This window comes from Rathayibacter sp. Leaf296, from assembly GCF_001423045.1.
GTDB lineage: Bacteria > Actinomycetota > Actinomycetes > Actinomycetales > Microbacteriaceae > Rathayibacter > Rathayibacter caricis.
In genome coordinates, this window is the sequence record NZ_LMNR01000001.1 from 1,871,224 (window position 1) to 1,898,138 (window position 26,915).

The window sequence follows — 26,915 nt, forward strand, 5'->3', positions numbered from 1 at the left end:
GTGGCGACCGCACCCGAGCTGCGCCGCACGATCCTCGTGTGGTGCCCGGACTGGCCGCTGCTCGCCGCGGCGGGCGACGCCGGCCTGCCCGCGGAGGCGCCGCTGGCGCTCACCGAGAAGAGCCGCGTCTTCGCCTGCTCCCCGACAGCCCGCGCCGAGGGTGTGCGACGGGGCATGCGGATCCGCGAGGCGCAGTCGCGCTGCACCGGGCTCATCGTGCTGCCCTATGACCCGGTGCTCGACCACCGGGCGTTCGAGCCGCTCGTGCAGGCGCTGGAGGAGATCACCCCGGGTGTTCAGCTGATCCGGCCGGGTCTCTGCGCGATCCGCGCCAGGGGCCCCCGCCGCTACTACGGGAGCGAGCGGTCCGCTGCCGAGGCGGTGCTGCGGCGACTGGCCGAGCTCGGGGTCGACCGGGCCCGCATCGGCATCGCCGACGGGCTCTTCGCCTCCGAGCTCGCCGCCAAGCACTCGGGCGAGGACGTCGCGATCGTGCCCGCGGGGACGACCGCGGCGTTCCTCGCGCCGCTCCCCCTCGAGGCGCTCGGCACCGAGGCGGTCGGAGCGGCCGCGACGCGCTCGAAGCCGGTCCGCGGCGAGGATCTGGTGACCCTCCTGCGCCGGCTGGGCGTGCGGACGCTGGGTGCCTTCGCCGCGCTGCCGGCCGAGGACGTCGCCGCCCGGTTCGGACCGGACGGGGCCCGATCCCACCTCCTGGCCCGCGGGGCCGAGACCGAGGCGGTCGTGCCGCGCCTGCCTCCCGAGCGGCTCGACCGGTCGCTCGAGTTCGAGCCCCCGCTCGACCGCATCGACCAGGCCGCCTTCGCCTTCCGGATCCCCGCGGAGGAGTTCGTCGCGGGGCTCACCCGGGCGCAGCTGGTGGCCACCGCGATCCGCATCGACGTCACCAGCGACCGGGGCGAGGTCTCCTCGCGCAGCTGGCTGCATCCGCGCTGGTTCACCCCGGGCGACGTGCTCGACCGCGTGCGCTGGCAGCTGCAGGGCAGCGGGGCGATCGACACGGGCCTGGGCTCCCCGATCGCGCGCATCGCCGTGGAGCCGGAGGCGGTGGACGCGATCGGGAACCACGAGCAGGGCCTCTGGGGCACCGCCCCCGAGGAACGGGTCCACCACGGTCTCAGCCGCGTGCAGAGCATGCTCGGGCACGAAGCGGTCGTGACGGCGTCGATCGGCGGCGGCCGGGCGCTCCGCGATCGGCAGCACCTCGTCCCCTGGGGCGATCGTGAACCGGGCGACGCACGGCCCAAGGGACTGCCGTGGCCGGGATCGCTCCCGCCGCCCCACCCGCCCACGGTGTTCACCGAGCCGGTGGCGGCACTCGTGCGGGGTCCGCGCGGGGAGCCGGTGTCGGTGGACGACCGCGGCTCCCTCGTCTCGGTCCCCGCCTACTTCACTCCCGGCACCTCGCAGGCCCGGCTCGAACCGGTGGCCGGCTGGGCGGGGCCGTGGCCCGTCGACGAGCGCTGGTGGGACGCGAGGACCGCCACCCGCTACGACCGCTTCCAGGTGGTCGACGCGGCCGGGACCGCCTGGCTCCTGGTCTGCCGCGACGGGGAGTGGGCCGCCGAGGCCCGGTACGACTGACCTCCCGCACCACGCTCCCGCACCTCCCTCCCGCACCATGATCACGATCACGAAGGAGCCCCGCATGGGCTGGAACAACCCGCCGATCCCCTGGTCGGAGTTCGAACGGCGCCTCTCCACCGGCCGCCGGGCCGACGGCACCGTGGTCCGGGGCGACGGAGGGGACAGCCCGGCCTGGTCGCACAAGCGGCCGGCCTACTCCGCGGGCGACGACGTGCGCTCCCCCGACCTGAAGGTGCCCTACGCCGAGCTGCACGCGCACTCCAACTTCAGCTTCCTCGACGGCGCCAACCGCCCCGAGCAGATGGTCGAGGAGGCGGTGCGCCTGGGCATCGACACCCTCGCCCTGACCGATCACGACGGCCTCTACGGGATCGTCCGGATGGCCGAGGCGGCGCAGGGCCACCCCGTCCGGACCGCCTTCGGGGCCGAGCTCTCGCTCGGGCTCCGCACCCCGCAGAACGGCATCGCCGATCCCGAGGGCTCGCACCTGCTCGTCCTCGCCCGCCGCGAGGAGGGCTACCACCGGCTCGCCCGCGCTCTGACCACCGCCCAGCTCGCCGGAGCCGAGAAGGGCAAGCCGAGCTACGACCTCGAGGAGCTCGCCCGCGCGGCGGACGGGCACTGGATCGTGCTCACCGGCTGCCGCAAGGGCGCGGTGCGCCAGGCGCTGGTCGCCGAGGGCGAGGCGGCGGCCGAGGCCGAGGTGCGCGAGCTCGTGCGCCTCTTCGGGGCGGCGAACGTGCTCGTCGAGCTCTACGACCACGGTGATCCGCTCGCCTCCCTGCACAACGACGGCCTGGCGGTCATCGCCGAGCGGCTGCGGCTGCGGGTCGTGGCCACCGGGAACGTGCACTACGCCCGACCGGAGGACCGCCCTCTGCAGACCGCGCTGTCCGCCGTCCGCGCCCGGCGCAGCCTCGAGGAGATGGACGGCTGGCTCCCCGCGGCGGCGGGTGCCCACCTGCGCTCCGGAGCCGAGATGGCCGAGAGGTTCGCGCGCTATCCCGGCTCCGTCGAGAACACCGTCCGCGTCGCGGACGAGATCGCCTTCGAACTCGGGAAGGTCCGCCCCCGTCTCCCCCGCCAGGACGTGCCGGAGGGGCACACCCCCATGAGCTGGCTCCGCGAGCTCGTGCACCGGGCCGTCCCGCAGAAGTACCCGGGAGCCGACTCCGACGTGCTCGAGCGGCTCGAGAAGGAGCTCGCGGTCATCGAGGCGAAGGACTTCCCCGGCTACTTCCTGATCGTGCACGACATCGTGCACTTCGCCAAGGGGCAGGGGATCCTCTGCCAGGGCCGGGGATCCGCCGCCAACTCGGCGGTCTGCTACGTCCTGGGCATCACCGCGGTCGACTCGATCTTCTACGACCTCCCGTTCGAGCGGTTCCTCTCGAGCATCCGCGACGAGGAGCCCGACATCGACGTCGACTTCGACTCGGAGCGGCGCGAGGAGGTGATCCAGCACGTCTACGAGAAGTACGGGCGCCTGAACGCCGCGCAGGTGGCCAACGTGATCACCTACCGGCCCAAGTTCGCGGTCCGGGACATGGCGAAGGCCCTCGGCTACAGCCCCGGGCAGCAGGACGGCTGGTCGAAGCAGGTCGAGGCGTGGGGGGCCATCACCGAGAGCACCGACCACGACATCCCCGACGACGTCGTGGCCCTCGCCACCCGCGTCCTCGGCGCACCCCGGCACCTCGGCATCCACTCCGGCGGCATGGTGCTCACCGACCGCCCCGTCGGCGAGGTCTGCCCGATCGAGCCGGCGCGGATGGAGAAGCGGACCGTCCTGCAGTGGGACAAGGACGACTGCGCCTGGATGGGCCTGGTGAAGTTCGACCTGCTCGGGCTCGGGATGCTCGCCGCCCTGCAGTACACCTTCGACCTCGTCGCCGAGCACGTCGGCGAGCAGTGGGACCTCTCCACGATCCCGCGGGAGGAGAAGGGCGTCTACGACCAGCTCTGCCGGGCCGACTCCATCGGCGTGTTCCAGGTCGAGAGCCGCGCCCAGATGGGCACCCTGCCGCGCCTGCAGCCGCGCCGCTTCTACGACCTGGTGATCGAGGTCGCGCTGATCCGGCCGGGCCCCATCCAGGGAGGCGCGGTGCACCCCTACATCCGCCGCAAGCTCGGCGAGGAGCCGGTCACCTACCAGCACCCCCTCCTCGTCACCCCGCTCAAGAGGACCCTGGGCGTCCCGCTGTTCCAGGAGCAGCTGATGCAGGTCGCGGTCGCGGTCGGAGACTGCAACGCCGAGGACGCCGATCTCCTCCGGCGTGCGATGGGCTCCAAGAGGGGCACGGAGAAGATCGAGACGCTGCGCGAGCGGCTCTACCAGGGCATGGCGCGCAACGGCATCACGGGCGAGGTCGCGGACGACATCTACACGCGGATCCAGGCCTTCGCCAACTTCGGCTTCGCCGAGAGCCACGCGATCAGCTTCGCCCTGCTCGTCTACGCGAGTGCCTGGCTGCGGCTGCACTACCCGGCCGCGTTCACCGCGGCGCTGCTCCGCGCCCAGCCCATGGGCTTCTACGCCCCGCACACCCTCGTGGCCGACGCGCGCCGGCACGGGGTGCGCGTCGAGTCCCCCGACGTCAACCGCTCGCTGCCCCACCCCGGCCTCGAGGCCGCACAGGACCCGCCTCCCCGGCGCCGGGGAGGAGCCGGGTACGGCAGCGAGGAGTGCCTCGCCGTCCACCAGCCGCCGACCGGTCTCTTCGACCGCACGGAGCACTTCCACACCGACGACCACCGCCGCGACGCGGGCTTCGTGATCCGCCTCGGGCTCTCGGGGGTGAAGGGGATCGGCGACGCGCTCGCCCAGCACATCGTGGCCGAGCGCGAGCGCGGCGGCGCCTACGCGAGCATGTCCGACCTCTCGCGACGGGTCGGGCTCACCGCGACCCAGCTCGAGGCGCTCGGCGCCGCGGGGGCCTTCGACTCCCTCGGGCTCGACCGCCGCCAGGCGCTGTGGGAGGCGGGCACCGCCGCCGCCGACCGCGAGGAGTTCCTGCCCGGATCCGTCGTCGCCGTGCAGCCTCCGCTGCTGCCGATGCTCTCGGCGCAGGAGCGCGTCGTCTTCGACTTCTGGGCCACCGGGATCTCCCCCGACGACCATCCGCTCCGGCACCTCCGCGCCGATCTCCGAGCACGGGGCGCGCGGTCGACGGCGGATCTGCCCGGCACCTCCTCCGGCACCCGGATCGAGGTGGCCGGCGTGGTGATCCACCGCCAGCGTCCCTCCACAGCCGGCGGAGTGACCTTCATGAACCTCGAGGACGAGCACGGGATCCTCAACGTGATCTGCTCCGTCGGAGTATGGAACCGCTACCGGCGGATCGCCCGCGAGGCGCCCGCCCTGCTCGTGCGGGGCATCCTCGAGCGCTCCGAGGAGGGTGTCACCAACCTCCTCGCCGACCGCTTCGAACCCCTCTCGGTCGGTGCCCGCACGACCTCCCGCAACTTCCGATGACCACGGCCACCCGGCGACGACCGCTCCCGCGATCGCACGCTCGACGAGAAAGCGATCCCATGACGACCACCCACTCCGCCGGCCCGCTCCCGCACCTGGACGCGCCGCTGCTCGACGACCGCGATCTGCGCGAGCGCGTCACCTCCCTCATCGGCCCGGCCTACCGGCGCGCGCTCTGGCCGATCCTGCTCGACCGGGCCGGATTCCAGCTGCCGATCCTCTACCCCGTCGACGGGCTGCCCGTGCATCCCGACGAAGAGCGCACCGAGCGGATCGTCGCGACTCTCGCCAAGGCCGTCGCCCACCACGAGGTCGGCTCCCTCGCTTTCGCACTCGAGCGGCCCGGCCGCGCTTTCCTCGGCGAGACCGACAGGGTGCTCGCCCGCTACCTCGCCGCGGCGTGCCACCGGCGAGCGATCCCTCTGCGCGCGCTGCTGCTCGTGCACGACGACGGTGTGCGCGTCGTCGCCGAGGCCGAGTACACGGCGTCGATCCGCTGACCGGTGAGCACCCGTCGGAACCGCCGGGGGAACGACGGAGGGACGACCCGCCGAGGCGAGCCGTCCCTCTCCGAGCGGTCGGAGTCAGTCCGCGGTCGTGAGCGTGATCAGCAGCGACGAGGCGCCGAGATCGACCTCGGTGTCACCGGGCTGCACGGCGTACTCGCCGACGCCCAGCAGCGACTCCGCCACCTCGGGCAGGGGCACCCGGGCCGCCTCCTCGCCCACGTTGATCGCGATGGTCACCCGACCGCGTCCGAGCGTCAGCCAGCGCTGCTCCTCGTCGAACTCGACGACGAGCGAGCCGAAGCGCGGATCGGTCAGCTCGGGGAAGCGACGGCGCAGCGCCGCGAGCTCCCGGTACACGCCGAGCATCCGCGCGTGGCGCCCCTCCTCCGCCTCGGACCAGTCCAGGCGCGAGCGGGTGAAGGTCTCGGGGTCCTGCGGGTCGGGCACGACCTCCGGGTCCCAGCCCATCTTCGCGAACTCCTCGATCCGGCCCTTCGCCGTCGCCTCGCCCAGGTCCTTCTCGGGGTGCGAGGTGAAGAACTGCCACGGCGTGGACGCGGCCCACTCCTCGCCCATGAAGAGCATCGGAGTGAACGGGCCGAGCAGGGTCAGCGCCGCGGCGATCGCCAGCCGCCCCTCGTCGAGGGTGGCCGTCAGACGATCGCCGATGGCGCGGTTGCCGATCTGATCGTGGTTCTGGCTGCAGACCACGAGACGCCAGGCGGGCATCCGCTCGGTGTCGATCGGACGGCCGTGGTGACGCCCCCGGAACGTCGAGAGCGTGCCGTCGTGGAAGAACCCGCGCGTGAGCACCTTCTCGAGAGCGCCGAGCGGAGCGAAGTCCTCGTAGTACCCGGTGGTCTCCCCGGTCAGTGCGACGTGGACCGCGTGGTGGAAGTCGTCGCTCCACTGCGCGTCGAGACCGTAGCCCCCGGCCTCGCGCGGAGTGATCAGGGTCGGGTCGTTGAGGTCGGACTCGGCGATGAGGGTCAGCGGTCGGCCGACGTGCGCGGAGAGGACCGCGACCTCCGACGCCAGCTCCTCGAGCACGTGCACCGCACGCTCGTCCGAGAGGGCGTGGACCGCGTCCAGGCGCAGCGCGTCGACGTGGTGGTCGCGCAGCCACATCAGGGCGTTGTCGATGATGTAGCCCCGGACGACGTCCGAGCCCTCGCCGTCGAGGTTGACCGAGCTGCCCCAGGTGTTGGCCTTCTCGTTCTTGAGGTACGGACCGAACTCCGGCAGGTAGTTCCCGCTCGGGCCCAGGTGGTTGTAGACCACGTCCTGCACGATCCCCATGCCGGCGCGGTGCGCGGCGTCCACGAAGCGCTGGTACGCCTCCGGTCCGCCGTACGGCTCGTGCACGGCGTACCAGAGCACTCCGTCGTAGCCCCAGTTGTGCGTGCCGTTCACCGCGTTCACCGGCAGGATCTCGATGAAGTCGACCCCCAGCGAGCGCAGGTGGTCGAGCTTCCCGGCGGCGGCGTCCAGCGTGCCCTCCGGGGTGAAGGTGCCGATGTGCAGCTCGTAGATGACCGCTCCGGCCAGCTGGCGCCCGGTCCAGGCCCCGTCCTGCCAGGCGTACGCGCTCGGATCGAAGGTGCGCGACAGCTCGTGCACACCCTCGGGCTGACGGCGCGACCGCGGGTCCGGGAAGGGTCCGGAGCCGTCGACGCGGTATCCGTAGTCGACTTCGCCCGACGGGACGGAGCCGGAGACCCGCCACCACCCCTCCGACCCGGTGGGCGTCATCGGGACGGAGTCCCCGCCACCGAGCACCAGCTCGACGGCGGAGGCCGTGGGCGCCCAGACGTCGAAGCGGTCGGGTCCGGCGGTGGCGAGGGCGTAGCGGTAGGGAGTCGTGCTGATCACGGAGATCTCCTGACGGTGTCGTGCGAGCGGGAACGGAGCCGGCCGGGCCGCGGGGGCCCGGCCGGACGGTCAGACGACCGGGACGAGCAGGGCGACGGGGAGGCCGCCGCCGAGGATCTCGGCGACGGGGGTGACCCCACCGGCGAAGGTCCGTCCGGTGAGCAGGTCCTCGACCGGGTGGCCCGGCAGCACGATGACGGTGCCGCCCCAGCCGCCGGCCTCGGCCAGCCGGTGCGGGAGCCGCGTCGCGACCGTCAGGGCGCCGCCCCGGTCGAAGGCGACGGCGTGCTCGGCCGCCTCGCCGATCGCCGAGACCGGTGCGTAGCGGGTGAACAGCTCGGGCCGGTCGCGGCGCAGCCGCAGCGCGCGCGACGTGACGAGCAGCTTGGCGGCCCCCTCCTCGTCGATCGGCGGCAGCCAGCCGCCGTCGATCCGCTCGAGCAGCGCGCGGCGCTCGGCGAAGTCCACCGGGCGGCGGTTGTCGGGGTCGACGAGGGAGGTCTCCCACAGCTCGCTGCCCTGGTACACGTCGGGGATCCCGGGGATGGTCAGCTGCACGAGCTTCGCCGAGAGGCTGTTCGACCAGCCGATCCCCTTCACCCGGGCGACGGTCCCCTCGATCAGGCTCCGCACGCGGGAGTCGTCGAAGGCGGCGTCCACGGCGGCGTGCATCCGCTCCTCGAACGCCTCGTCAGGCGCGGTCCACTTCGTCGAGCTGCCGGCTTCGCGGGACGCCTTCTCGGCGTACGCGTGCAGGCGCTCCCGCGACGCGGGCCACGATCCGACGATCGCCTCCCAGAGGAGGTGCTCGACGGGCCCGTCGCCGAAACCGACGAGCGAGTGCAGCGAGCGCAGCGTCTCTGCCCAGGCCTCGGGCTCCTCCGCCAGCGCGGTGATCCGGGCGCGGGTGTCCTCACCGCGCTTCGTGTCGTGCGTCGAGAGGGTCGTGAGCGAGGCGGGGAACGAGGACTGCCGCACGCCCTGTCGGCGGTGGAACTCCTCGAGGTCGATCGCGAACTCGTCCGGGTCGGCCCCGACCTCGTTGAGCGAGGTGAGCCGGCTGTAGCGGTAGAACGCCGTGTCCTCGACGCCCTTCGCCATCACCATGCCGGAGGTCTGCTGGAACCGGACGGAGACGGCGGTGCCGGTCTCGCCGAGCAGCGCGGCGACCCGGTCGATCGTGTCCGCGATCTCGGGGCGGCGACGCACCGCGTCGAGGCGGGCGTGCTCGAGGTGCTCGGCGCCGTAGGGGAGGTAGCTGCGGTAGACCGGGAAGGTCGCGAGCAGCTCGGCGAGAGCGTCGTCGGCGCCGTCCACCGAGGGGATCAGCCGCGCGAGGCGGAGCACCTCGGAGCGGAGGATCCCGTCGGCGATGCCGCGCTTGGTGTCGTGGATGAGGTCGGCCCAGACGACCGGCGATCCGCCGTGGCCGAGCTCGGCGTCCAGTCCTTCGAGGACGCTCCGCGCCTCCGGGTCCACGAGGATCCGGTCGATGTCCGCAAGGGCGTCGTAGCCGGTGGTCCCGACGGTCGCCCAGTGCGCGGGCAGCGCCTCGTCGCCCTCGAGGATCTTCTCGACCCAGACCGGCGCCCCGCCGATGGCGCGGGCGAGGTCGTCGAGGTATCCGCCCGGGTCGGCGAGTCCGTCCGGGTGGTCGACCCGGAGGCCGTCGGCGAGCCCCTCGGTGAACCATCGCACGATCTCGGCGTGCGAGGCGTCGAACACCTCGGGGCGCTCGACCGTGATGGCGGCGAGGGTGTTCACGGCGAAGAAGCGGCGGTAGTTCAGCTCGGCGTCCGCGCGCCGCCAGTTGACGAGCTCGTAGCTCTGCCGCGAGTGCACCGTGCGTCCGGAGTCGCCGGGCTGCGCCGTCCCCGGAGCGATCGGCAGACGGTTCTCGTAGTAGTGCAGCTCGTCGCCCACGACCTCGAGCGCGTCGAGCTCGCTGTCGCTGTCGCCCTCGCTCGCGCCGTCGCCCAGGATCGGCACGCGCAGCTTCCCTCCGCCCGCATCCCAGTCGATGTCGAACGCGGACGCGTAGCGGGACGACGTCCCGTTCTTCAGGAGGTCCCACCACCACGAGTTCTCGCTCGGCGTCGCGACGCCCATGTGGTTCGGCACGATGTCGATGAGCACGCCCAGGCCTTCGGCCTTCGCCGCCGCGGAGGCATGGGCCAGGCCCTCGCCGCCGCCGCGGGCGGGGTCGACCTGCGAGTGGTCGACGACGTCGTAGCCGTGGTCGGAGCCGGGCTCGGCCGTCAGCAGCGGCGAGAAGTAGAGCCAGTCGGCGCCCAGGGAGCGCACGTAGTCGGCGACCTGCGCCGCCTCGTCGAGATCGAAGCCGGAGCGGATCTGGAGTCGGTAGGTCGAAGCGGGCAGTCGCACGTCAGGCTCCTGTCGAAGAGGCGGTCGCGGAGTCGGTCGACTCCGAGTGGGGGCTGGTGGAGGCGATGATCGGGATCGCGGAGGTCGCGGCCAGCGAGGCCAGCGAGGCGGCCACCGAGTGGTCCACCTCCGGCTCCGGGGCGCTGTGCTCCTGCAGGATCACGAGCGACTTGGCCTGGACGGTCAGCATCGCGCCGGCCGGACGCGGGATCGAGTCCGCTTCGGCGCCCGCGGTGTCCACGAGCACGCTCCACAGCGCGGCGTACTCGTCGCTGGGCACCGAGAACTCCACGTCGACGTCGTCGGCGTTGAAGTAGAGGAGGAAGCTGTCGTCCGTCACGGGCAGGCCGCGCTCGTCGCGCTCGCGGATCCCGTTGCCGTTGAGGTAGATGCCGACCGAGCGGCCCAGGCCCGAGTCCCAGTCCTCCGGCGACATCTCCGTGCCGTCGGCCTTGAACCAGACGATGTCGGGCAGGGGCTCCTCCGAGCCGCGGACGACGGGCCGGCCGTCGAAGAAGCGGCCGCGGCGGAACGTGGGGTGCTCGGCGCGCAGGCGGATCAGCGCGGCCGTGAACTCCAGAAGCGGTCGGTCCGCGGTCGACCAGTCGATCCAGGTCAGCTCGCTGTCCTGGGCGTAGGTGTTGTTGTTGCCGTTCTGCGAGCGGCCCAGCTCGTCGCCGTGCAGGATCATCGGCACGCCCTGCGAGATGAGCATGGTCGCCAGGAAGTTGCGCTGCTGCCGAGCGCGCAGGCCCAGGACCTTCGGGTCGTCCGTCGGCCCCTCGACTCCGTGGTTCCAGGAGCGGTTGTGCGACTCCCCGTCGTTGTTGTCCTCGCCGTTGGCGTCGTTGTGCTTCTCGTTGTACGAGACCAGGTCGCGCAGGGTGAACCCGTCGTGGGCCGTCACGAAGTTGATCGAGGCGACCGGGCGGCGACCGGAGCGCGCGTAGAGGTCGGCCGATCCGGTCAGCCGCGAGGCGAACTCGCCCAGCGTCGACGGCTCGCCGCGCCAGAAGTCGCGGACCGTGTCGCGGTACTTCCCGTTCCACTCCGTCCACTGCGGAGGGAAGTTGCCGACCTGGTAGCCGCCGGGTCCGACGTCCCACGGCTCGGCGATCAGCTTGACCTGCGAGACCACGGGGTCCTGCTGCACGAGCTCGAAGAAGGTCGAGAGCCGGTCGACGTCGTAGAACTCGCGGGCGAGCGCGGAGGCGAGGTCGAAGCGGAAGCCGTCGACGCGCATCTCGGTCACCCAGTAGCGCAGCGAGTCCATGATCAGCTGCAGCGAGTGCGGGTGCCGGACGTTCAGGGTGTTCCCCGTGCCGGTGTAGTCCATGTAGTAGCGCTTGTCGTCGTCGACGAGGCGGTAGTACGCCTCGTTGTCGATGCCGCGGAACGAGAGCGACGGGCCGAGGTGGTTCCCCTCGGCGGTGTGGTTGTAGACCACGTCGAGGATGACCTCGATGCCGGCCGCGTGCAGCGCCCGCACCATGCTCTTGAACTCCTGGACCTGCTGGCCCTGGTCGCCCGTGGACGAGTACGTGTTCTGCGGCGCGAAGAAGCCGATCGTGTTGTAGCCCCAGTAGTTCGAGAGGCCCTTGTCGATCAGGGTCGAGTCGTTGACGAACTGGTGCACCGGCATGAGCTCGATCGCCGTGATGCCCAGGTGCTTGAGGTGCGCGATGACCGCGGGGTGCGCGACGCCCGCGTACGTGCCGCGCAGCTCCTCCGGGATGTCGGGGTGGCTCTTGGTGAGCCCCTTCACGTGCGCCTCGTAGATGACCGTGCGGTCGTAGGCGATGCGCGGACGGCGGTCCCCCGCCCAGTCGAAGAACGGGTTGATGACGACGCCCATCATCATGTGCGGCGCCGAGTCCTCGTCGTTCGTCGAGTCCGGGTCGCCGAAGGTGTACGAGAAGAGCGACTGGTCCCAGTCGATCTCTCCCGAGACGGCCTTCGCGTAGGGGTCGAGCAGCAGCTTGTTCGGGTTGCAGCGCTGCCCTGCGGCCGGGTCGTACGGCCCGTGGATGCGGTAGCCGTACTTCTGGCCGGGCTGCACCTGCGGCAGGTAGCAGTGCCAGACGTAGGCGTCCGACTCGAGCACGTCGACGCGCGTCTCGGTGCCGTCGTCGTCGAACAGGCAGAGCTCGACGCGCTCGGCGACCTCGCTGAAGAGAGCGAAGTTCGTGCCGCTTCCGTCGAAAGTGGCGCCCAAGGGGTAGGCGGTTCCGGGCCAGGTCTCCACGAGACTCCTCTGGGGTGTGGTCTCGGGCGATCCGGATGAGGCCGTCGTTCGGTCCGCGGATGCCCGACGTCGGGGGTGATGGTCCATCACCTTCGCGACGGACCGACTGCCCACCTTAGCGAGGGGCTCCTCCGGCGCACCCGGGAGCCGCTCGTCGGCAGGGGTCACCGGGAGCCGTCCTCGAGTGCAGCGAGCGGGCGCGTCGCGACGAGCGGGAGGAGCGGCGAGGTCACGTCTCGAACAGTACGGGCGGCGCCGATCGCGCCGGAGGGGCTGGCGCCGCGCCGGGCCGATCGGCTATCGCCCCGTCGTGCTCAGTGCGAGCCGATCCTCCGCCGCAGCAGGTCGATGCGCGCCTGCAGCTGGGTGACGCTGGCCTGGGCGACGGCCGGTCCGCCGCAGAGCCGCCGCAGCTCGGTGTGCACCTGGCCGTGGGTCTCCCCCGTGTTGCGCGCCCACAGTCCGACGAGCGAGTTCAGGAGGCTCCGCTGCTCCTTCAGGGTGCGGTAGAGCGGCGCGGGGATCTCGCTCTCCTTCGCCTCCGGAGCTGCCGCGGCGCCCGGGCGGGTGCCCGCGCGCTTCGCCTGCCGCTGCTGCCGGTGCTGCAGGAGCTCGCGAACCTGATCGGGTTCGAGCAGTCCCGGGAGTCCGATGAAGTCGAGCTCCTCCTCGCTCTCGACCTCGACCTCCATCCCGAACTCGGCACCCTCGTAGACGACCCGGTCGAACGTCGCCGCGGAGCCGAGCGACTCGAACCGCCCCTCCTCGAGCAGCTCGGAGGACGCCTTCTCCTGCCGCTCGGCGTCGGCCATCAGGTCGGCCTCGGGGTACTCCTCGTCGTCCGAGCTCTTCCGGTCGAGCGCGTGGTCGCGCTGCTGCTCCATCGAGCTCGCGAGCGCGAGCAGCCCCGGCACGTTCGGGAGGAAGATCGACGCGGTCTCGCCGCGGCGCCGGGCCCGCACGAAGCGGCCGATCGCCTGCGCGAAGAACAGCGGAGTCGACGCCGACGTCGCGTAGACGCCCACGGCCAGCCGCGGCACGTCCACGCCCTCCGACACCATCCGCACGGCGACCATCCACCGGCTGGTGTCCTTCGAGAACTCCTCGATCCGGTCGCTCGCCTCCTTCTCGTCCGAGAGGACGACGGTGACGGGCTCGCCGCTGATCTCGCGCAGCATCGCGGCATAGGCGCGGGCGGCGTAGTGGTCGGTCGCGATCACCAGCCCGCCGGCGTCGGGGATCGCGCGGCGCACCTCGCTCAGGCGCGTGTTGGCGGCGCGCAGCACCGACGGGATCCAGTCGCCCTTGGGGTCCAGCGCCGTGCGCCACGCCTGCGAGGTGATGTCCTTCGTGTTGCCCTCGCCGAGCCGCGCCTCCATCTCGTCGCCGGCCTTCGACTTCCAGCGCATCTGCCCGGCGTAGACCATGAAGAGCACCGGACGGACGACGCCGTCGGCCAGGGCGCGGCCGTAGCCGTAGGCGTAGTCGGTCCGCGAGGTGCGGATGCCCTCCTCGTCGGGCAGGTAGCTGACGAACGGGATCGGCGCCGTGTCCGAGCGGAACGGCGTCCCGGTCAGCGACAGGCGCCGCACGGCGGGCTCGAAGGCCTCGCGGATCGCGTCGCCCCAGCTGAGCGCGTCGCCGCCGTGGTGCACCTCGTCGAGGATCACGAGCGAGCGCCCCGAGAGGGTCAGCTCGCGGTGGAGCTCCGGCCGCACCGCGATCTGCGCGTAGGTGACGGCGACGCCGTGGTAGTGCCGGGCGTGGCGCCCCATCCGGTTCGTGAAGGTGGGATCCAGGCGGATGCCGACGCGGTGCGCGGCCTCGGCCCACTGGCGCTTGAGGTGCTCGGTCGGAGCGACCACCGTGATGCGGTCGACGGTGCGGTTGTGCAGGAGCTCGGCCGCGAGCCGGAGAGCGAAGGTCGTCTTGCCGGCGCCGGGGGTCGCGGCGGCGAGGAAGTCGCGCGGCTCGGTCTGGAAGTACGCCTCGAGCGCCTCCGCCTGCCACGCGCGGAGCTTGTTCGCCGTGCCCCACGGAGCGCGTCCCGGGAACGACGGGGACAGGTGCTCCGCAGCGGAGGTGCCGACCTGATGACCGAAGCTCGAGGGACTGTTCACGTGCGCCAACGGTAGCCGACACCACCGACGCGGGGGCCGGGTCCCCGCGATCGGGCGCCGCGGCGGGCGCGTGCTGGGCGTGTCGCGATCGTCCGCACGACGGATCCGGCCGCGAGCGCCGCGGAGCAGAATGGAGGGATGGTCGAGCAGCGTCATCCGTGGTCCCGCTACGTCGCCCTGGGCGACTCGTTCACCGAGGGCATCGGCGATCCCGAGCCCGCCAGCCCCGGCGGTCACCGCGGCTGGGCCGACCGCGTCGCCGAGGTGCTCGGCAGCCAGGTCGACGACTTCGCCTACGCGAACCTGGCCGTCCGCGGGAAGCTGCTCCAGCAGATCCTCGACGAGCAGGTCGAGCCGGCGCTGGAGCTGCGCCCGGACCTCATCACGATCTCCGCGGGCGGCAACGACGTGATCCGCCCAGGCACCGACCCGGACGACATCGCCGCCCGCTTCGAGTCGGGCCTGGCGCGGCTCCGCGCCGATGACGCGACGGTCGTGCTCTTCACCGGCGTCGACGTCGGCTTCTCCCCCGTCTTCGGGCGCATCCGCGGCAAGGTCGCGATCTACAACGAGAACCTGCGTGCGCTCGCGAAGCGCTACGACTGCATCGTCGCCGACCAGTGGTCGCTGCAGGAGATCCAGGACGTGCGGATGTGGGCGCCCGACCGCCTGCACCTCAACCCGCACGGGCACCACGAGGTCGCCCGCATGGTGCTCGAGGCGCTCGCCGTCGAGAACTCGCTCCGGCCTCTGGCTCCGGAGCCGCTGCCCACGCCGACCTGGCGCGCGGCGCGGACCGAGGACGTGAAGTGGGCGCGAGAGTACCTCGTGCCGTGGGTGCTGCGGCGCATCCGGCACCAGTCCTCGGGCGACTTCATCACGGCCAAGCGCCCGTCCGCGGAGCCCTACCGTGCCGACCCCGAGCGCGCGCAGCCCGTCCCCTCCGCGCCGGGCACTGCGGCGCCGGGCAACGCGACCCCGGAGGAGGTCGCCGCCGACATCGCGACCGCCGGCGTCCGCATCGTCGTCGAGGGCGACTGAGCGCTGGCTAGCCCACGAGCTCCGACTGGCCGAGCAGCTCCGCCGGGTGCGAGACGCGCCAGCCGAACCCCGGATCCTCGATCGACCCGTCCGCGACGAGGGGCAGCTCGTAGGGCGTGCCGTTGACGCTCACGGTCGCCGTGCCGACGCCCGCCCCGTCGGCCACCGTGCCGAGCGGATCGAGCTCGACCGTCGTCGAGGTCGTGACGGCTCCCCAGGTCAGCACCGACCGCGCCTCGGGGGTCTCGGCCACGGCCGACTCGCCCCAGAGGCTCGTGTACGAGCCGAAGTCCTGCCCCTCGGTGGTCAGCGGCACCGTGCGGAACCCCGCCTCGACGCTCGGCAGCAGGGTCAGGATGTCCGAGGCGAGCTGCGGATGCGTCCGCGCGCCCACGACGACGCCGACGAGCGTCACCGGCTCGCCCTCGACGACGGTGTCCACCGAGAACAGGAGGCACGACCCGGCCTCGTCCGTCGTCCCCGTCTTGATCCCGTCCACTCCCCCGCGCCCGAGCAGCGTGTTGGTGTTCTCCACGACGCCCACCCCGGGGACGTCCGCGCGGGGCAGGGCGACGATCGGCGCCAGCACCGGATCGGCGACGAGCATCTCGCCCAGGCGCACCATGTCGGAGGTGGTGCTCACGGTGTCGGGCGAGAGCCCGCTCGTGTCGGTGACGATCGTGCGGGTCAGCCCCTGCTGGTCGAGCCAGGTGCGCGCGGCGGCGAGGTACGCCTCCTCCGAGCCGAAGGCCCAGATCGCGAGGGACTTCGAGTAGTTGTTCGCGGACGGCAGCATCAGCACCGTCAGCGCCTCGCGCTGCGTCAGCTCGAGGCCCGCGGAGACGGGCGCGACGGAGCCGTTCTCGGCGAGCGAATCATTGTAGTAGCCGACGTCGGCACTCGTGAAGGTGATGTCCGCGCCATCGGTCCCGTCGGCGATCGGCCGCGCGGCGAGGATCACCAGCGCCGTCACGACCTTCGCGATGCTCCCGGTCGGGACCGGATCCTCGGACCCGTAGCGCGCGAGGACCCCGTCCTGCTCGGCGTCGTCGAAACCGACGGCGCCGATCGCCCCGGAGCCGTACGCCGGCCAGGCGAGCACCGGAGCCTCGGTCGTCGCCCCGGGAGTCTGCGCCACGAGCGCGGTCGCCGCGGGCAGCTCAGCGCTCGCCGCGGTCGCGGAGTAGGCGCCGCCCGCGCCGACGAGGACGACGGCGAGAGCGCCCCCGATGATCGCGCCGACGCGGCGGCGACGCGGCGGAGGGCCGGCAGGCCGCTCCGGCAGGACGGCTCCGAACACGTCGATCGGCGAGTCGTCGGGTCGCGTCGGGGTGCTCACTCCGTCATCGTAGGCGCGGTGTCCGCTCGATCCTCGGAGGGTGCGGCCGAGCGCGTCAGCGCCCAGAGCGCCACCGCTCCGGCCGACGCCACGTTCAGCGAGTCGACCCCGTGCAGCATCGGGATCGTGACCACGGTGTCCGCCGCGTCGAGGGCGGCCCGGCTCAATCCGTCCCCTTCCGCTCCGAGCACGATCGCCACGCGCTCGGGGCGCCGCTGGGCGTAGACGTCCAGCGGCACCGCGTCCGGCGCCAGCGCCAGCGCCGCGATCGAGAATCCGGAGGCGAGCAGCTCGTCCCGCGCCGGCCCCCACTCCGGCGTCCTGGTCCACGGCACCTGCAGCACCGTGCCCATGCTGACTCGGACACTCCGCCGGTAGAGCGGATCCGCGCACCGCGGTGTCACGAGGACGGCGTCCGCCCCCATCCCGGCGGCCGCGCGGAACACCGCGCCGACGTTCGTGTGGTCGACGAGGTCCTCGAGGATCACGACGAGGCGCGCGTCGGCGAGCAGCTCCGTCACGGTGGGCAGCACGGGCCGGTGCATCGAGGCCAGCGCGCCGCGGTGCAGGTGGAACCCGGTCAGCTCCTCGATCACGGGATCGGGTGCCACGAACACCGGGACCTCGGGGAAGCGCTCGAGCACGTCCGCCGCGTCCGCCAGCCGCTTCTCCTGCACCAGGACCGAGCGCGGCCGGTGCCCGGCATCCAGAGCCCGGCCGATCACCTTGGCAGACTCCGCGATGTAGAGACCGCCCTCCGGTTCCAGCACCCGCCGCAGGGCGACGTCCGTCAGCCGGTGGTAGTCGGCGAGGAGGGGGTGGTCGAGGTCCGCGATGTGCACGATCGGCATCCCGGCACCCTAGGGCCTGTCGAACGGGATGCCGCGCACGCGACGGCGATCCCCCGTTCACAGCCCTCGGGCGCCGCGGCGCTCTAGACTTCGAGACGGGTCCGCCGCGCACGCGGAGGGATCACCGACGGGAGGCGCGGATGGAGTCGAGTCCGACACCGGTCGAGGACGGCACTCGTGCCGACGCGATCGAGCAGGCCGTCGAACTCCTCACCGGGCGGCGCATCGCCGCCGTCACCGGCGCGGGCGTCAGCACCGACTCCGGCATCCCGGACTACCGCGGAGCGGGCGCGCCGGTGCGCACCCCGATGACCTACTCGCAGTTCGTCGCCGACCCCGACTACCGCAAGCGCTACTGGGCCGGAAGCCAGATCGGCTGGCGGCGCTTCACGAGCACCCTCCCCAACGACGGGCACCGCGCCCTGGCCCGCCTCGAGGAGCGGGGCGTTCTGACAGGAGTCGTCACGCAGAACGTCGACGGGCTGCACGTGCGCGCCGGATCGCGCCGCGTCGTCGACCTGCACGGCTCCGCCGACCGCGTCCGCTGCATGACCTGCGGGCAGTACTTCGCCCGCGACGCCGTGGCCGATCGGATCGCCGAGGCGAACCCCTGGCTCGACGACCCGGGCGTCTCCTCCCTCAACCCCGACGGCGACGCCGAGGTGCACGACGTCTCGGCGATGACCGTGCCCGACTGCACCGTCTGCAGCGGGATCCTCAAGCCCGACATCGTGTTCTTCGGCGAGTTCATCCCCACCGAGCGGTTCCAGGAGGCGCGCGCCATCGTCGCCGGCGCCGACGCCCTGCTCGTGGCCGGCTCCTCCCTCGTCGTCAACTCCGGCATCCGCTTCCTCGAGATCGCCCGCCGCGGCAAGATGCCGATCGTCATCGTCAACCGCGGCACGACCAAGGGCGACGGCCGCGCCGCGATCAAGATCGACGGCGGCACGACCGAGGTCCTGCGGATCCTCGCCGACCGCCTCCCCGCCCGCTGACCCGGGCGTCCTCCCCTCCCCGCACCTCGAGAGGCTCCCGTGACCCAGCTCACCCTCGTCCGCCACGGCCAGACCGACTGGAACGCGGCGCGCCGCATCCAGGGAGCGAGCGACATCCCGCTGAACGACACCGGCCGTTCGCAGGCGCGGGCGGCCGCGCGGATCCTCGGCGAGCGGGAGTGGGACGCGGTCGTCGCGAGTCCGCTGCAGCGCGCCTACGAGACGGGCGCCGTCATCGCCCGGGGTCTGGGCCTCGACGAGCCGCTCGTCGTGCCCGGGCTGGCCGAGCGCGCCTACGGCGAGGCCGAGGGCATGACCGGGGACGACCTCCGCGCGTTCTTCCCCGGCGGCATCGAGGGTGAGCGCATCCCCGGCTGCGAGACCCGCGCCGAGGTGGTCGCACGGGCGACGGAGGCGCTGCTCGAGGTCGCGGAGCGCTTCCCCGACCAGCGGGTGATCGTGGCGACGCACGGCGCCGTCATCGGCAGCCTCCTCCGCTCGCTCAGCGAGGACGCGCTGCCTCCTCAGGGCATCACCGTCGGCAACGGCTCGCGGCACGACTTCGCGATCGTCGACGGCGCCCTGCGGATCGTCGCCTTCGACGACTCCGGCGACGTGGTGGTCGTGGACGCCGATCTCGACGACGTCCTCAGCCCCACCAGGCCCTAGAGCCCGGTCAGCAGCGCGTAGAGCACCCGGGCGGAGTCGCGCCACGAGTACGCCGCCGCGCGCTCGCGCGACCGCTCCGAACGCTCCGTCCATACCGCCGCATCCTCGAGCGAGCGGACTCCGCGCGCCACGTCCTTCGCACTGCCCGGATCCACCAGGACCGCGGCGTCCCCGCCGATCTCGCGGAAGATCGGGATGTCGCTGACGACGACGGGGGTGCCGAGCGCCATCGCCTCGACCAGCGGGATCCCGAAGCCCTCGTCGCGGCTCGCGCTGACCAGGGCGGTCGCCCGCGCGAGCACCGCCCGGTAGGTGGCGTCGTCCGCGCCCTGGTGGAACACCAGCTTCGCCGTCGGAGCGAGCGAGCGCAGCGTCTCGACCGTCTCGTCGCTCGCCCGGCTCATCAGGTGCAGCTCGTAGTCGGGCAGCAGGCGCATCGCTCGGGCCAGCGTCTCGACGTTCTTGTAGGGCATGTAGGAGCCCATGTAGACCAGCGAGCGGGCGTCGGAGCGGTCGGGCAGCGACGCGGCCAGCGCGGCGCTCGACTCGTCGGGATCGCCCGCCGCATTCGGCACCACCACGATCGGGCGGGTCGTCAGGCGGTGCTCCCGGATCAGCTCGCGAGTGGTCTCCGAGACCGTCACCACGGCGTCGGCCCGCTGCAGCAGTCGCCGCTGCGGCCACCACGACAGGTGGTAGAGCCGCCACAGCCCGCGGACGGGCAACGGAAGGTCGCGCGGGGGCGTGCGGTGGCGGTAGTAGATGAGGTCGTGCACGGTCAGCACGAGGCGGTAGCGGCGGCCGAGCGACCCCATGGTCTGCATCGGCGAGAAGACCACGTCCGGCTTCAGCCGGTTCACGAGGAGCGCCACGAACGGCTCGAACGGACCGGTCGGCGACGTCACCTTCTCCCACGGCAGGTCGGGCAGCAGCGCGAGCTGGCGGCGGTCGCTGATCAGCATCGTCACGTCGTGCAGAGCCGAGAGCTCGCGGACGAGCTCGGAGGTGTAGCGGCTGATCCCGTCGTGGCGCTCGAGCCGGGTGTAGCGGCAGTCGACGACGATCCTCATCGGTCGATCCCCTCCTCGAGGGCGCGGCGGAGCACCGCGGCGGCCTCGTCCGGCGTCTCGTAGTGGATGAGGTGGCCGACCCCGTCGATCACGTGCAGCCGGGCGTGCGGGAGCGCCGCGAGCAGGCGGTGCTGCGCCGGGAGAGGGGTGATGTCGTCCTGCGCCGCCGCGATCAGCAGCGTCGGCACCGTGATGCGCGCCGCGTACTCGCTGACGTCGTGCGAGACCGAGGCGCGGAACGCCTCCAGCACCGTGTCGCGCGACGCGAAGGCGCTGAAGTAGCGATCGTGCTGGTCGTGCACGAAGCGCCGCAGACCGGCGTCCTTCGTCTTCACCATCGAGAGGCTCATCACGCGGACGATCACGGGATCGCGCAGCAGCCGGTACCCGAGGGCCGGCGGCAGCACCGCTCCGAGCCGGTAGTAGAGCACCGCGAGCCGCGTCAGCACTCCCCGAGGGCCGGCGAGGGCCGGAGCCGCGATCGGATTGACGAGCACCAGCAGCGGAGTCGGCAGCCCCGACGCGACGGCCGCCGCGGCCACGATCGAGCCGAACGAGTGCCCGAGCACCACCGCCTCGCCGCGGAGTCCGAGGACGTCCAGGAACTCCCCCAGCCAGGCCGCGTAGCCGTCCACGTCGTGCGGGTGCGCCGTCATGGGCGGGGAGGCGCCGAATCCGGGCAGGTCCGGGGCGATCACGCGGACATCCGCCCCTCCCCCGAGCAGACGGGCGATCACCGGCTCGAGACCGTGGTGCTCGCCGCGGAAGCCGTGCACCAGCACGATCACCGTCGCCGCGTCCTCCGAGCCGTAGCTCCAGTAGGCGGTGGACGCCCCCGGGACGGCCGCGGAGGCCTCCCGGATCGGGAGTCGTCCGAGGTCGGCGGCGTAGGGCGAAGCGAAGGTCATCTCGCTCCCCATCGTAGGCAAGACCGCTCGAACTTCTCGCCGCAACGCCTTGCGTGGCCGCGATCCGAGCCGGGAGCATGAGGACGCGCTCGCTTCGCGACGCACCGCCCCGTCCTTCGTGACGGTCATCCGCTCAGGCAGCAGCAGAAGGAGCACCGTGAGCTTCACGTCGCCGATCCAACTCCCCGGACTCGCCCTCGATCCCCAGTGGTACCGCCGTGCGGTGTTCTACGAGGTCATGATCCGGTCGTACTACGACTCGAACGGGGACGGCGCCGGGGACATCAACGGACTGGCCTCGAAGCTCGACTACCTGCAGTGGCTCGGCATCGACGCGCTCTGGCTGCCGCCCTTCTACATGTCGCCGCTGCGCGACGGCGGCTACGACGTCTCGGACTTCAAGGCGATCCTCCCCGAGTTCGGCACGATGGAGGACTTCCGCGACCTGGTGCGCAAGGCGCACGAGCGCAACATGCGCATCGTCATGGACTTCCCGCTCAACCACACGAGCGACCAGCACGAGTGGTTCCAGCAGTCGCGATCGGACCCCGAGGGCCCCTACGGCGACTTCTACGTGTGGAACGACACCGACGACCGCTACCCCGACATCCGCATCATCTTCGTCGACACCGAGGACTCGAACTGGGCGTTCGACTCCGAGCGCCGGCAGTTCTACTTCCACCGCTTCTTCTCGCACCAGCCGGACCTCAACTTCGAGAACCCGGCCGTTCGCGAGGCGATCCACGACGTGGTGAGGTTCTGGCTCGACCTCGGCGTCGACGGCATCCGCCTGGACGCGATCCCCTATCTCTACGAGTCCGACGAGGGCAACGGCGAGGGCGAGCCGCCCACCCACGACTTCATCAAGAACCTCCGCCAGATGGTCGACCGCGACTACCCCGGCCGCATCCTGATCGCGGAGGCGAACCAGTGGCCGCGCGAGGTCGCCGCGTTCTTCGGCACCGAGGAGGAGCCGGAGTGCCACATGGCCTTCGACTTCCCGGTCATGCCCCGCATCTTCTACTCGCTCCGCGCGCAGACGGCGAACGAGCTGAAGAAGGTCCTCTCCGAGACCTTCGACATCCCCTCCGGAGCCGCCTGGGGCGTGTTCCTGCGGAACCACGACGAGCTCACGCTCGAGATGGTCTCGGAGGAGTACCGCCAGGCGATGTACGGCTGGTACGCCTACGACCCGCGGATGCGCTCCAACATCGGCATCAGGCGCCGCCTCGCGCCGCTGCTCGACAACTCCCGCGCCGAGCTCGAGCTGATCAACGCTCTCCTCTTCTCGCTCGCGGGCAGTCCGTTCCTCTACTACGGCGACGAGATCGGGATGGGCGACAACATCTGGCTCAACGACCGCGACGCCTCCCGCACGCCGATGCAGTGGACGCCCGACCGCAACGCCGGCTTCTCGGCCGCCGACCCCGGCAAGCTCGTCCAGCCGATCGTGCAGTCGCTCGTCTACCACTACAACCAGGTCAACGTGGAGGCGCAGCTCGCGCAGTCCCGCTCGCTCCTGCACTGGATGCGGAACGTGCTGCACGTGCGCCGCGGCCACCCGGCCTTCGGCCTCGGCTCGATGCGCGTGCTCGAGACGGACCACGAGTCGGTGCTCGCCTTCGTGCGCGACTACGCCGGGTCCGGCTCGGCCATGGGCGACCAGCCCGAGGAGGTGCTCTGCGTCTTCAGCTTCAACCACAACCCGGTGTCCGTGACCATCACCGACCCCGAGAACCCCGGCTCCGCGCTGACCGACCTCTTCGGCGGCGGACGCTTCCCCGGGTTCTCGGCGGACGGCACCCTCACGATGACCCTCGGCACGCAGGGCTTCTTCTGGCTGCACGTCGCGAAGGCGGATCACGACCGCTGATCCGCTCGCGACCGTGAGCACGCCGCGGGGCCTCCGACCGATGTCGGAGGCCCCGTTTAGGCTGTCCGCGTGAGCATCACCGCAACGACCGAGCCGACCCTGTTCGACGACGGCGCGTTCGAGGGCCTCCCGTCCGACGAGGGTCGCGCCGCCCCGGCACCCGCCGAGCTCGCCCCCGCCGAGGGCGCGCCCTGGTTCGACCTGCTCGCCGTCTTCGATCTCGAGACCACGGGCATCGATGTGCGCACGAGCCGCATCGTGACCGCGCACGTCGGAGTGATCGGAGCAGACGGCGAGGCGATCGAGGGCACCACGTGGCTCGCCGATCCCGGAGTCGAGATCCCCGCGGGAGCCAGCGCCGTGCACGGCATCAGCACCGAGCACGCGCGCGAGCACGGCCGCCCGGCCGGCGAGGTCGTCGCCGAGGTGTCCGAAGCGCTCCGCTCCCTGCTCGCCCGCGGCATCCCGGTCGTCGTCTACAACGCCCCCTACGACCTCTCGCTGCTCGCCCACGAGGCGCGGCGCTGGGGCGTCCCGGTGCTGATCGATCCGAGCCCGGTCGTCGATCCCCTCGTCATCGACAAGGCCGTCGACCGCTACCGCAAGGGCAAGCGCACCCTCACCCTCGCCGCCGAGCACTACGGAGTGAGCCTCACCGAGGCCCACGACGCCGGAGCCGACGCCGTCGCGGCAGGCAGGGTCGCCCAGGCGCTCGGCCGCGCCTTCGCCGACGAGCTCGGAGTGGGAGCCGACGCCCTGCACGCGCTGCAGATCGACTGGTGCCGCGACCAGGCCGAGTCGTTCCAGGAGTACATGCGCCGCGTGCGCGACGAGGCCTTCGTCGCCGACGGCGCCTGGCCCGTGCGCCACTGACGCCGTCTAAGTCAGCGTGCGCCCCTCGCGGAGCAGCGCCACGTACTCGCGGATCCGGCGCTCGCGCGACTCCGGCCGCTTCAGCTGCTGCAGCCGGAAGAGGAACGCGAAGCGCTTCTGCCCGCCCACGGTCGCGAAGAACGCCGCCGCCGCCGGGTCGGCCTCCAGGGCCGCCAGCAGGTCCGGAGGCACCTCCGCCCCCTTCTGCCGGTACGCCGCGTCCCAGCGGCCGTCCGCCTTCGCGCGCTCGATCTCCGCGAGTCCGGCGGGGCGCATCCGGCCCTCCTCGATCAGCCGGGCGACGTGGTCGCGGTTCACCTGCGACCACGGACTGGCCCGGCGACGCGGCGTGAAGGCCTGGAGCATGAACTGCTCGTCGAACGCGCCGGCCTGCCCGTCGATCCAGCCGTGGCAGAGCGCGACGTCGAGCGCCTCCGCGTAGGTCAGGCCGGGATCGACCGCCGCCTTCTTGCGCAGCTTCAGACGCACCCCGCCGGGATCCGGGGAGTCCGACAGGTACGCCTCCCACTCGTCCGCGGTGACGACGGGGAGGATCGGCTTGTCGGCGAAGGACACCATGCCCGGACGCTACCGCACCGGCGTCGCCCGGGACACGACGAAGGGCCCCCGACCGTGAGGTCGAGGGCCCTTCGAGGAGTGGCTACTTGCCGAAGTTCTTGTAGCGGCTGTTGAACTTCTCGACGCGGCCGGCCGAGTCCATGATGCGCTGCTTGCCCGTGTAGAACGGGTGCGAGGCGGACGAGATCTCGACGTCGATGACCGGGTAGGTGACGCCGTCGAGCTCGATGGTCTTGCTGCTCTTCGCCGTCGAACGGGTGAGGAAGGTCTCACCGGAGGCGAGGTCGCGGAAGACGATCGGCGCGTACTCGGGGTGGATGTCGGTCTTCATGGCGTGTCCTGTCGTTGGTGGTCCTGAACCGCACCTGTCGTCGACGGGAACGGGTGGAAGGGTGGTGGGCGCACCGCGAACGGGCCCGAGCCAGCTACCGAGAATAGCAGATCGTGCGGCCGTCGAGGAGGGGATCCGCGGCGCGGCGGACCGGGTCGATCAGCGGCGGGCGCGAGCCGAGTACCGGCCGTCCTCGCGGGTGAGGGCTATGTCGAGTCCGAACGTCTCGGAGAGCGTCTGCTCGGTCAGAGCCTCGGCCAGCGGCCCGGCGGCGACGGCCTTCCCGTCGCGCAGCAGGAGCGCGTGGGTGAAGCCGTCGGGGATCTCCTCGACGTGGTGGGTGACCATCACGATCGCGGGCGACGCCGGGTCCTTCGCGAAACCGCTGAGAAGCGCGACGAGCTCCTCGCGGGCGCCGAGGTCGAGGCTCGCGGCCGGCTCGTCGAGCAGGAGGAGCTCGGGGTCGGTCATGATCGCGCGCGCGATCTGCACGCGCTTCTGCTCGCCGTCCGAGAGCGTGCCGAACGTGCGGTCGGCGAGGTGGTCGAGCTTCCACTCGGCCAGCACACGGCGGGCGCGGCGCTCGTCGACGGCGTCGTACGACTCGTTCCAGCGACCGGTCACCGAGTAGGCGGCGGTCATCACGACGTCCAGCACCGGCTCGTCGACCGGCAGGCGGCGGGCCATGGCGGTCGAGGCGTAGCCGATGCGCGGGCGCAGCTCGAACACGTCGACGCGGCCGAGGGTCTCGTCGAGGATCCCGGCGGTGCCGGTCGAGGGGTAGTTCTGCGCCGCGGCGATCTGGAGGATCGACGTCTTGCCCGCGCCGTTGGGTCCGAGCACGACCCAGCGGTCCTCCTCGGCGACGGCCCACTCGATGTGATCGAGGATCCGCTTGCCGTTCCGGACGAAGGAGACATCGGAGAACGAGACGACGCTGGGCATGCGTCCCATCCTAAAGGGCGAGGGCGGAGGGATCAGACGAGCGAGTCGTAGATCGCCCGGGTGTCCCGCGCGATCTGCGTCCAGCTGAAATCGCTCTGCGCCCGCTCGCGACCCGCCGCTCCCATGCGCTTGGCCGCCTCGGGATCCGCGACCACCTCGGCGAGAGCCGCCGCGAGGTCCGCGACGTAGCGGTCGGGGTCGACCGGGGTGCCTGTGCCGTCGGTGACCTGCTCGATCGGGACCAGTCGGCCCGTCACTCCGTCCACGACGACCTCCGGGATGCCGCCGGTGGCCGTGCCGACGACCGCGGCGCCGCACGCCATGGCCTCGAGGTTCACGATGCCGAGCGGCTCGTAGATCGACGGGCAGACGAAGGTCGTCGCCGCGGTCAGCACCGCGGAGAGCTCGTGACGAGGGAGGTGGCGGTCGATCCAGACGACGCCGGTCCGCTCCTCCTGCAGCCCGCGCACCAGCGCGGTGACCTCCGCCATGATCTCCGGGGTGTCGGGAGCGCCCGCGCACAGCACGAGCTGCACCTCGGGAGGGAGCGTCGCCGCCGCGCGCAGGAGGTACGGGAGGCCCTTCTGCCGGGTGATGCGGCCGACGAAGACCACCGACGGGCGGGAGGGGTCGATGCCGAGGCCCTCGAGGACCGCCTCGTCCTCGACGGGGTGCCAGGCGTCGAGATCGATGCCGTTGTAGACCACGTGCACCTTCGCCGGGTCCAGTGCCGGGTAGGAGCGGAGGATGTCGGCGCGCATGCCGCCGGAGACCGCGATCACGGCGTCCGCGTTCTCGTACGCCTCGCGCTCGATCCAGCTCGAGACGCGGTACCCGCCGCCGAGCTGCTCGGCCTTCCAGGGTCGCAGCGGCTCGAGGCTGTGCGCCGAGACCACGTGCGGGACGCCGTGGAGCAGCTGGGCGAGGCGGCCCGCCGCGTTCGCGTACCAGGTGTGCGAGTGCACGAGGTCGGCTCCCGCCGCGTCCTGCGCGATCTGCAGATCGACGCCCAGGGTCTGCAGCGCGCCGTTCGCGTTCGCGAGCTCGGCGGGGACCGGGTACGCGAACGCCCCCGGCTCGTCCCGGGGAGCTCCGAAGCAGCGGACCACGACCTCGATGTCGTGGCGCAGCGCCTTGGTGAGCTCGGCGACATGGACGCCGGCTCCTCCGTACACCTCGGGCGGGTATTCCTTGGTCAGCAGATCGACTCGCACACCCCGAACCGTA

At 72.1% G+C, this 26,915-nt stretch carries 20 protein-coding genes; 8 read left to right on the top strand and 12 right to left on the bottom strand.

The features are described from left to right. From ASF46_RS08710 to ASF46_RS08720, 3 genes are all read left to right on the top strand, one after another. On the top strand, nucleotides 1-1,605 hold the full coding sequence (locus ASF46_RS08710; RefSeq protein ID WP_056867151.1) for a DNA polymerase Y family protein: 1,605 nt from the start codon (nucleotides 1-3) through the stop codon (nucleotides 1,603-1,605). 64 nt (nucleotides 1,606-1,669) lie between these two features. After that, the gene (locus ASF46_RS08715; RefSeq protein ID WP_056867152.1) at nucleotides 1,670-5,083 is read left to right on the top strand and encodes an error-prone DNA polymerase; all 3,414 of its coding nucleotides are present in this window, start codon (nucleotides 1,670-1,672) and stop codon (nucleotides 5,081-5,083) included. 59 nt (nucleotides 5,084-5,142) lie between these two features. Next, entirely contained in the window at nucleotides 5,143-5,583 is a 441-nt protein-coding gene (locus ASF46_RS08720) for a hypothetical protein (protein WP_056867153.1), read from the top strand. Between the two features lie 84 nt (nucleotides 5,584-5,667). On the opposite strand, the gene treZ is transcribed toward ASF46_RS08720, so the two are convergent. From treZ to ASF46_RS08740, 4 genes are all read right to left on the bottom strand, one after another. Next, the gene (treZ, locus tag ASF46_RS08725) at nucleotides 5,668-7,464 is read right to left on the bottom strand and encodes a malto-oligosyltrehalose trehalohydrolase (protein WP_235576889.1); all 1,797 of its coding nucleotides are present in this window, start codon (nucleotides 7,462-7,464) and stop codon (nucleotides 5,668-5,670) included. A 69-nt stretch (nucleotides 7,465-7,533) separates the two neighbouring features. After that, on the bottom strand, nucleotides 7,534-9,849 hold the full coding sequence (treY, locus tag ASF46_RS08730; RefSeq protein WP_056867154.1) for a malto-oligosyltrehalose synthase: 2,316 nt from the start codon (nucleotides 9,847-9,849) through the stop codon (nucleotides 7,534-7,536). Nucleotide 9,850: 1 nt separating this feature from the next. Next, nucleotides 9,851-12,094, bottom strand: a complete 2,244-nt coding sequence (gene glgX / locus ASF46_RS08735) for a glycogen debranching protein GlgX (protein ID WP_056867155.1) — start codon at nucleotides 12,092-12,094, stop codon at nucleotides 9,851-9,853. A gap of 314 nt (nucleotides 12,095-12,408) precedes the next feature. Then, a complete protein-coding gene (locus ASF46_RS08740; RefSeq protein ID WP_056867526.1) occupies nucleotides 12,409-14,214 on the bottom strand; it encodes a DEAD/DEAH box helicase in 1,806 nt (601 codons plus the stop codon). 138 nt (nucleotides 14,215-14,352) lie between these two features. Here ASF46_RS08740 and ASF46_RS08745 point away from each other — a divergent pair, with 138 nt between their 5' ends. Continuing rightward, entirely contained in the window at nucleotides 14,353-15,255 is a 903-nt protein-coding gene (locus ASF46_RS08745) for an SGNH/GDSL hydrolase family protein (protein WP_082485324.1), read from the top strand. A gap of 7 nt (nucleotides 15,256-15,262) precedes the next feature. Here ASF46_RS08745 and ASF46_RS08750 read toward each other — a convergent pair whose 3' ends face one another. Continuing rightward, nucleotides 15,263-16,594 (bottom strand): D-alanyl-D-alanine carboxypeptidase family protein, encoded by a 1,332-nt coding sequence (locus ASF46_RS08750; protein ID WP_056867156.1) that lies wholly within the window; start codon nucleotides 16,592-16,594, stop codon nucleotides 15,263-15,265. Next, complete coding sequence (locus ASF46_RS08755) at nucleotides 16,591-17,445, bottom strand: TrmH family RNA methyltransferase (RefSeq protein WP_056867157.1); 855 nt, start codon at nucleotides 17,443-17,445, stop codon at nucleotides 16,591-16,593. Before ASF46_RS08755 ends, ASF46_RS08750 begins: the two co-directional genes overlap by 4 nt. 140 nt (nucleotides 17,446-17,585) lie before the next feature. On the opposite strand from ASF46_RS08755, the gene ASF46_RS08760 reads away from it, so the two are divergent. After that, nucleotides 17,586-18,440, top strand: coding sequence for a Sir2 family NAD-dependent protein deacetylase (locus ASF46_RS08760; RefSeq protein ID WP_056867158.1), 855 nt, complete (start codon nucleotides 17,586-17,588; stop codon nucleotides 18,438-18,440). Between the two features lie 39 nt (nucleotides 18,441-18,479). Then, nucleotides 18,480-19,109 carry a histidine phosphatase family protein gene (locus ASF46_RS08765; RefSeq protein ID WP_082485326.1) on the top strand — a complete coding sequence of 210 codons (630 nt, stop codon included), beginning with the start codon at nucleotides 18,480-18,482 and terminating at the stop codon, nucleotides 19,107-19,109. On the opposite strand, the gene ASF46_RS08770 is transcribed toward ASF46_RS08765, so the two are convergent. Together ASF46_RS08770 and ASF46_RS08775 are read right to left on the bottom strand one after the other, a co-directional pair. After that, entirely contained in the window at nucleotides 19,106-20,179 is a 1,074-nt protein-coding gene (locus ASF46_RS08770; protein WP_056867159.1) for a glycosyltransferase family 4 protein, read from the bottom strand. The two genes, ASF46_RS08765 and ASF46_RS08770, sit on opposite strands and share 4 nt — an antisense overlap. Continuing rightward, a complete protein-coding gene (locus tag ASF46_RS08775; RefSeq protein WP_056867160.1) occupies nucleotides 20,176-21,087 on the bottom strand; it encodes an alpha/beta fold hydrolase in 912 nt (303 codons plus the stop codon). The genes ASF46_RS08770 and ASF46_RS08775 overlap by 4 nt, the downstream gene beginning before the upstream one ends. Nucleotides 21,088-21,244: 157 nt before the next feature. On the opposite strand from ASF46_RS08775, the gene treS reads away from it, so the two are divergent. Together treS and ASF46_RS08785 are read left to right on the top strand one after the other, a co-directional pair. Continuing rightward, nucleotides 21,245-22,960, top strand: a complete 1,716-nt coding sequence (gene treS / locus ASF46_RS08780; protein ID WP_056867161.1) for a maltose alpha-D-glucosyltransferase — start codon at nucleotides 21,245-21,247, stop codon at nucleotides 22,958-22,960. 69 nt (nucleotides 22,961-23,029) lie between these two features. After that, complete coding sequence (locus tag ASF46_RS08785) at nucleotides 23,030-23,833, top strand: 3'-5' exonuclease (protein ID WP_416351483.1); 804 nt, start codon at nucleotides 23,030-23,032, stop codon at nucleotides 23,831-23,833. A 6-nt stretch (nucleotides 23,834-23,839) separates the two neighbouring features. On the opposite strand, the gene ASF46_RS08790 is transcribed toward ASF46_RS08785, so the two are convergent. From ASF46_RS08790 to glgA, 4 genes are all read right to left on the bottom strand, one after another. Further along, a complete protein-coding gene (locus ASF46_RS08790) occupies nucleotides 23,840-24,412 on the bottom strand; it encodes a YdeI/OmpD-associated family protein (protein WP_056867162.1) in 573 nt (190 codons plus the stop codon). Between the two features lie 82 nt (nucleotides 24,413-24,494). Further along, the gene (locus tag ASF46_RS08795) at nucleotides 24,495-24,743 is read right to left on the bottom strand and encodes a type B 50S ribosomal protein L31 (RefSeq protein WP_055792039.1); all 249 of its coding nucleotides are present in this window, start codon (nucleotides 24,741-24,743) and stop codon (nucleotides 24,495-24,497) included. A 159-nt stretch (nucleotides 24,744-24,902) separates the two neighbouring features. Beyond that, on the bottom strand, nucleotides 24,903-25,688 hold the full coding sequence (locus tag ASF46_RS08800; protein WP_056867163.1) for an ABC transporter ATP-binding protein: 786 nt from the start codon (nucleotides 25,686-25,688) through the stop codon (nucleotides 24,903-24,905). A 32-nt stretch (nucleotides 25,689-25,720) separates the two neighbouring features. Beyond that, nucleotides 25,721-26,902: a glycogen synthase gene (glgA, locus tag ASF46_RS08805; protein ID WP_056867164.1), complete on the bottom strand. Its 1,182-nt coding sequence runs from the start codon at nucleotides 26,900-26,902 to the stop codon at nucleotides 25,721-25,723. Between the last annotated feature and the right edge of the window lie 13 nt (nucleotides 26,903-26,915).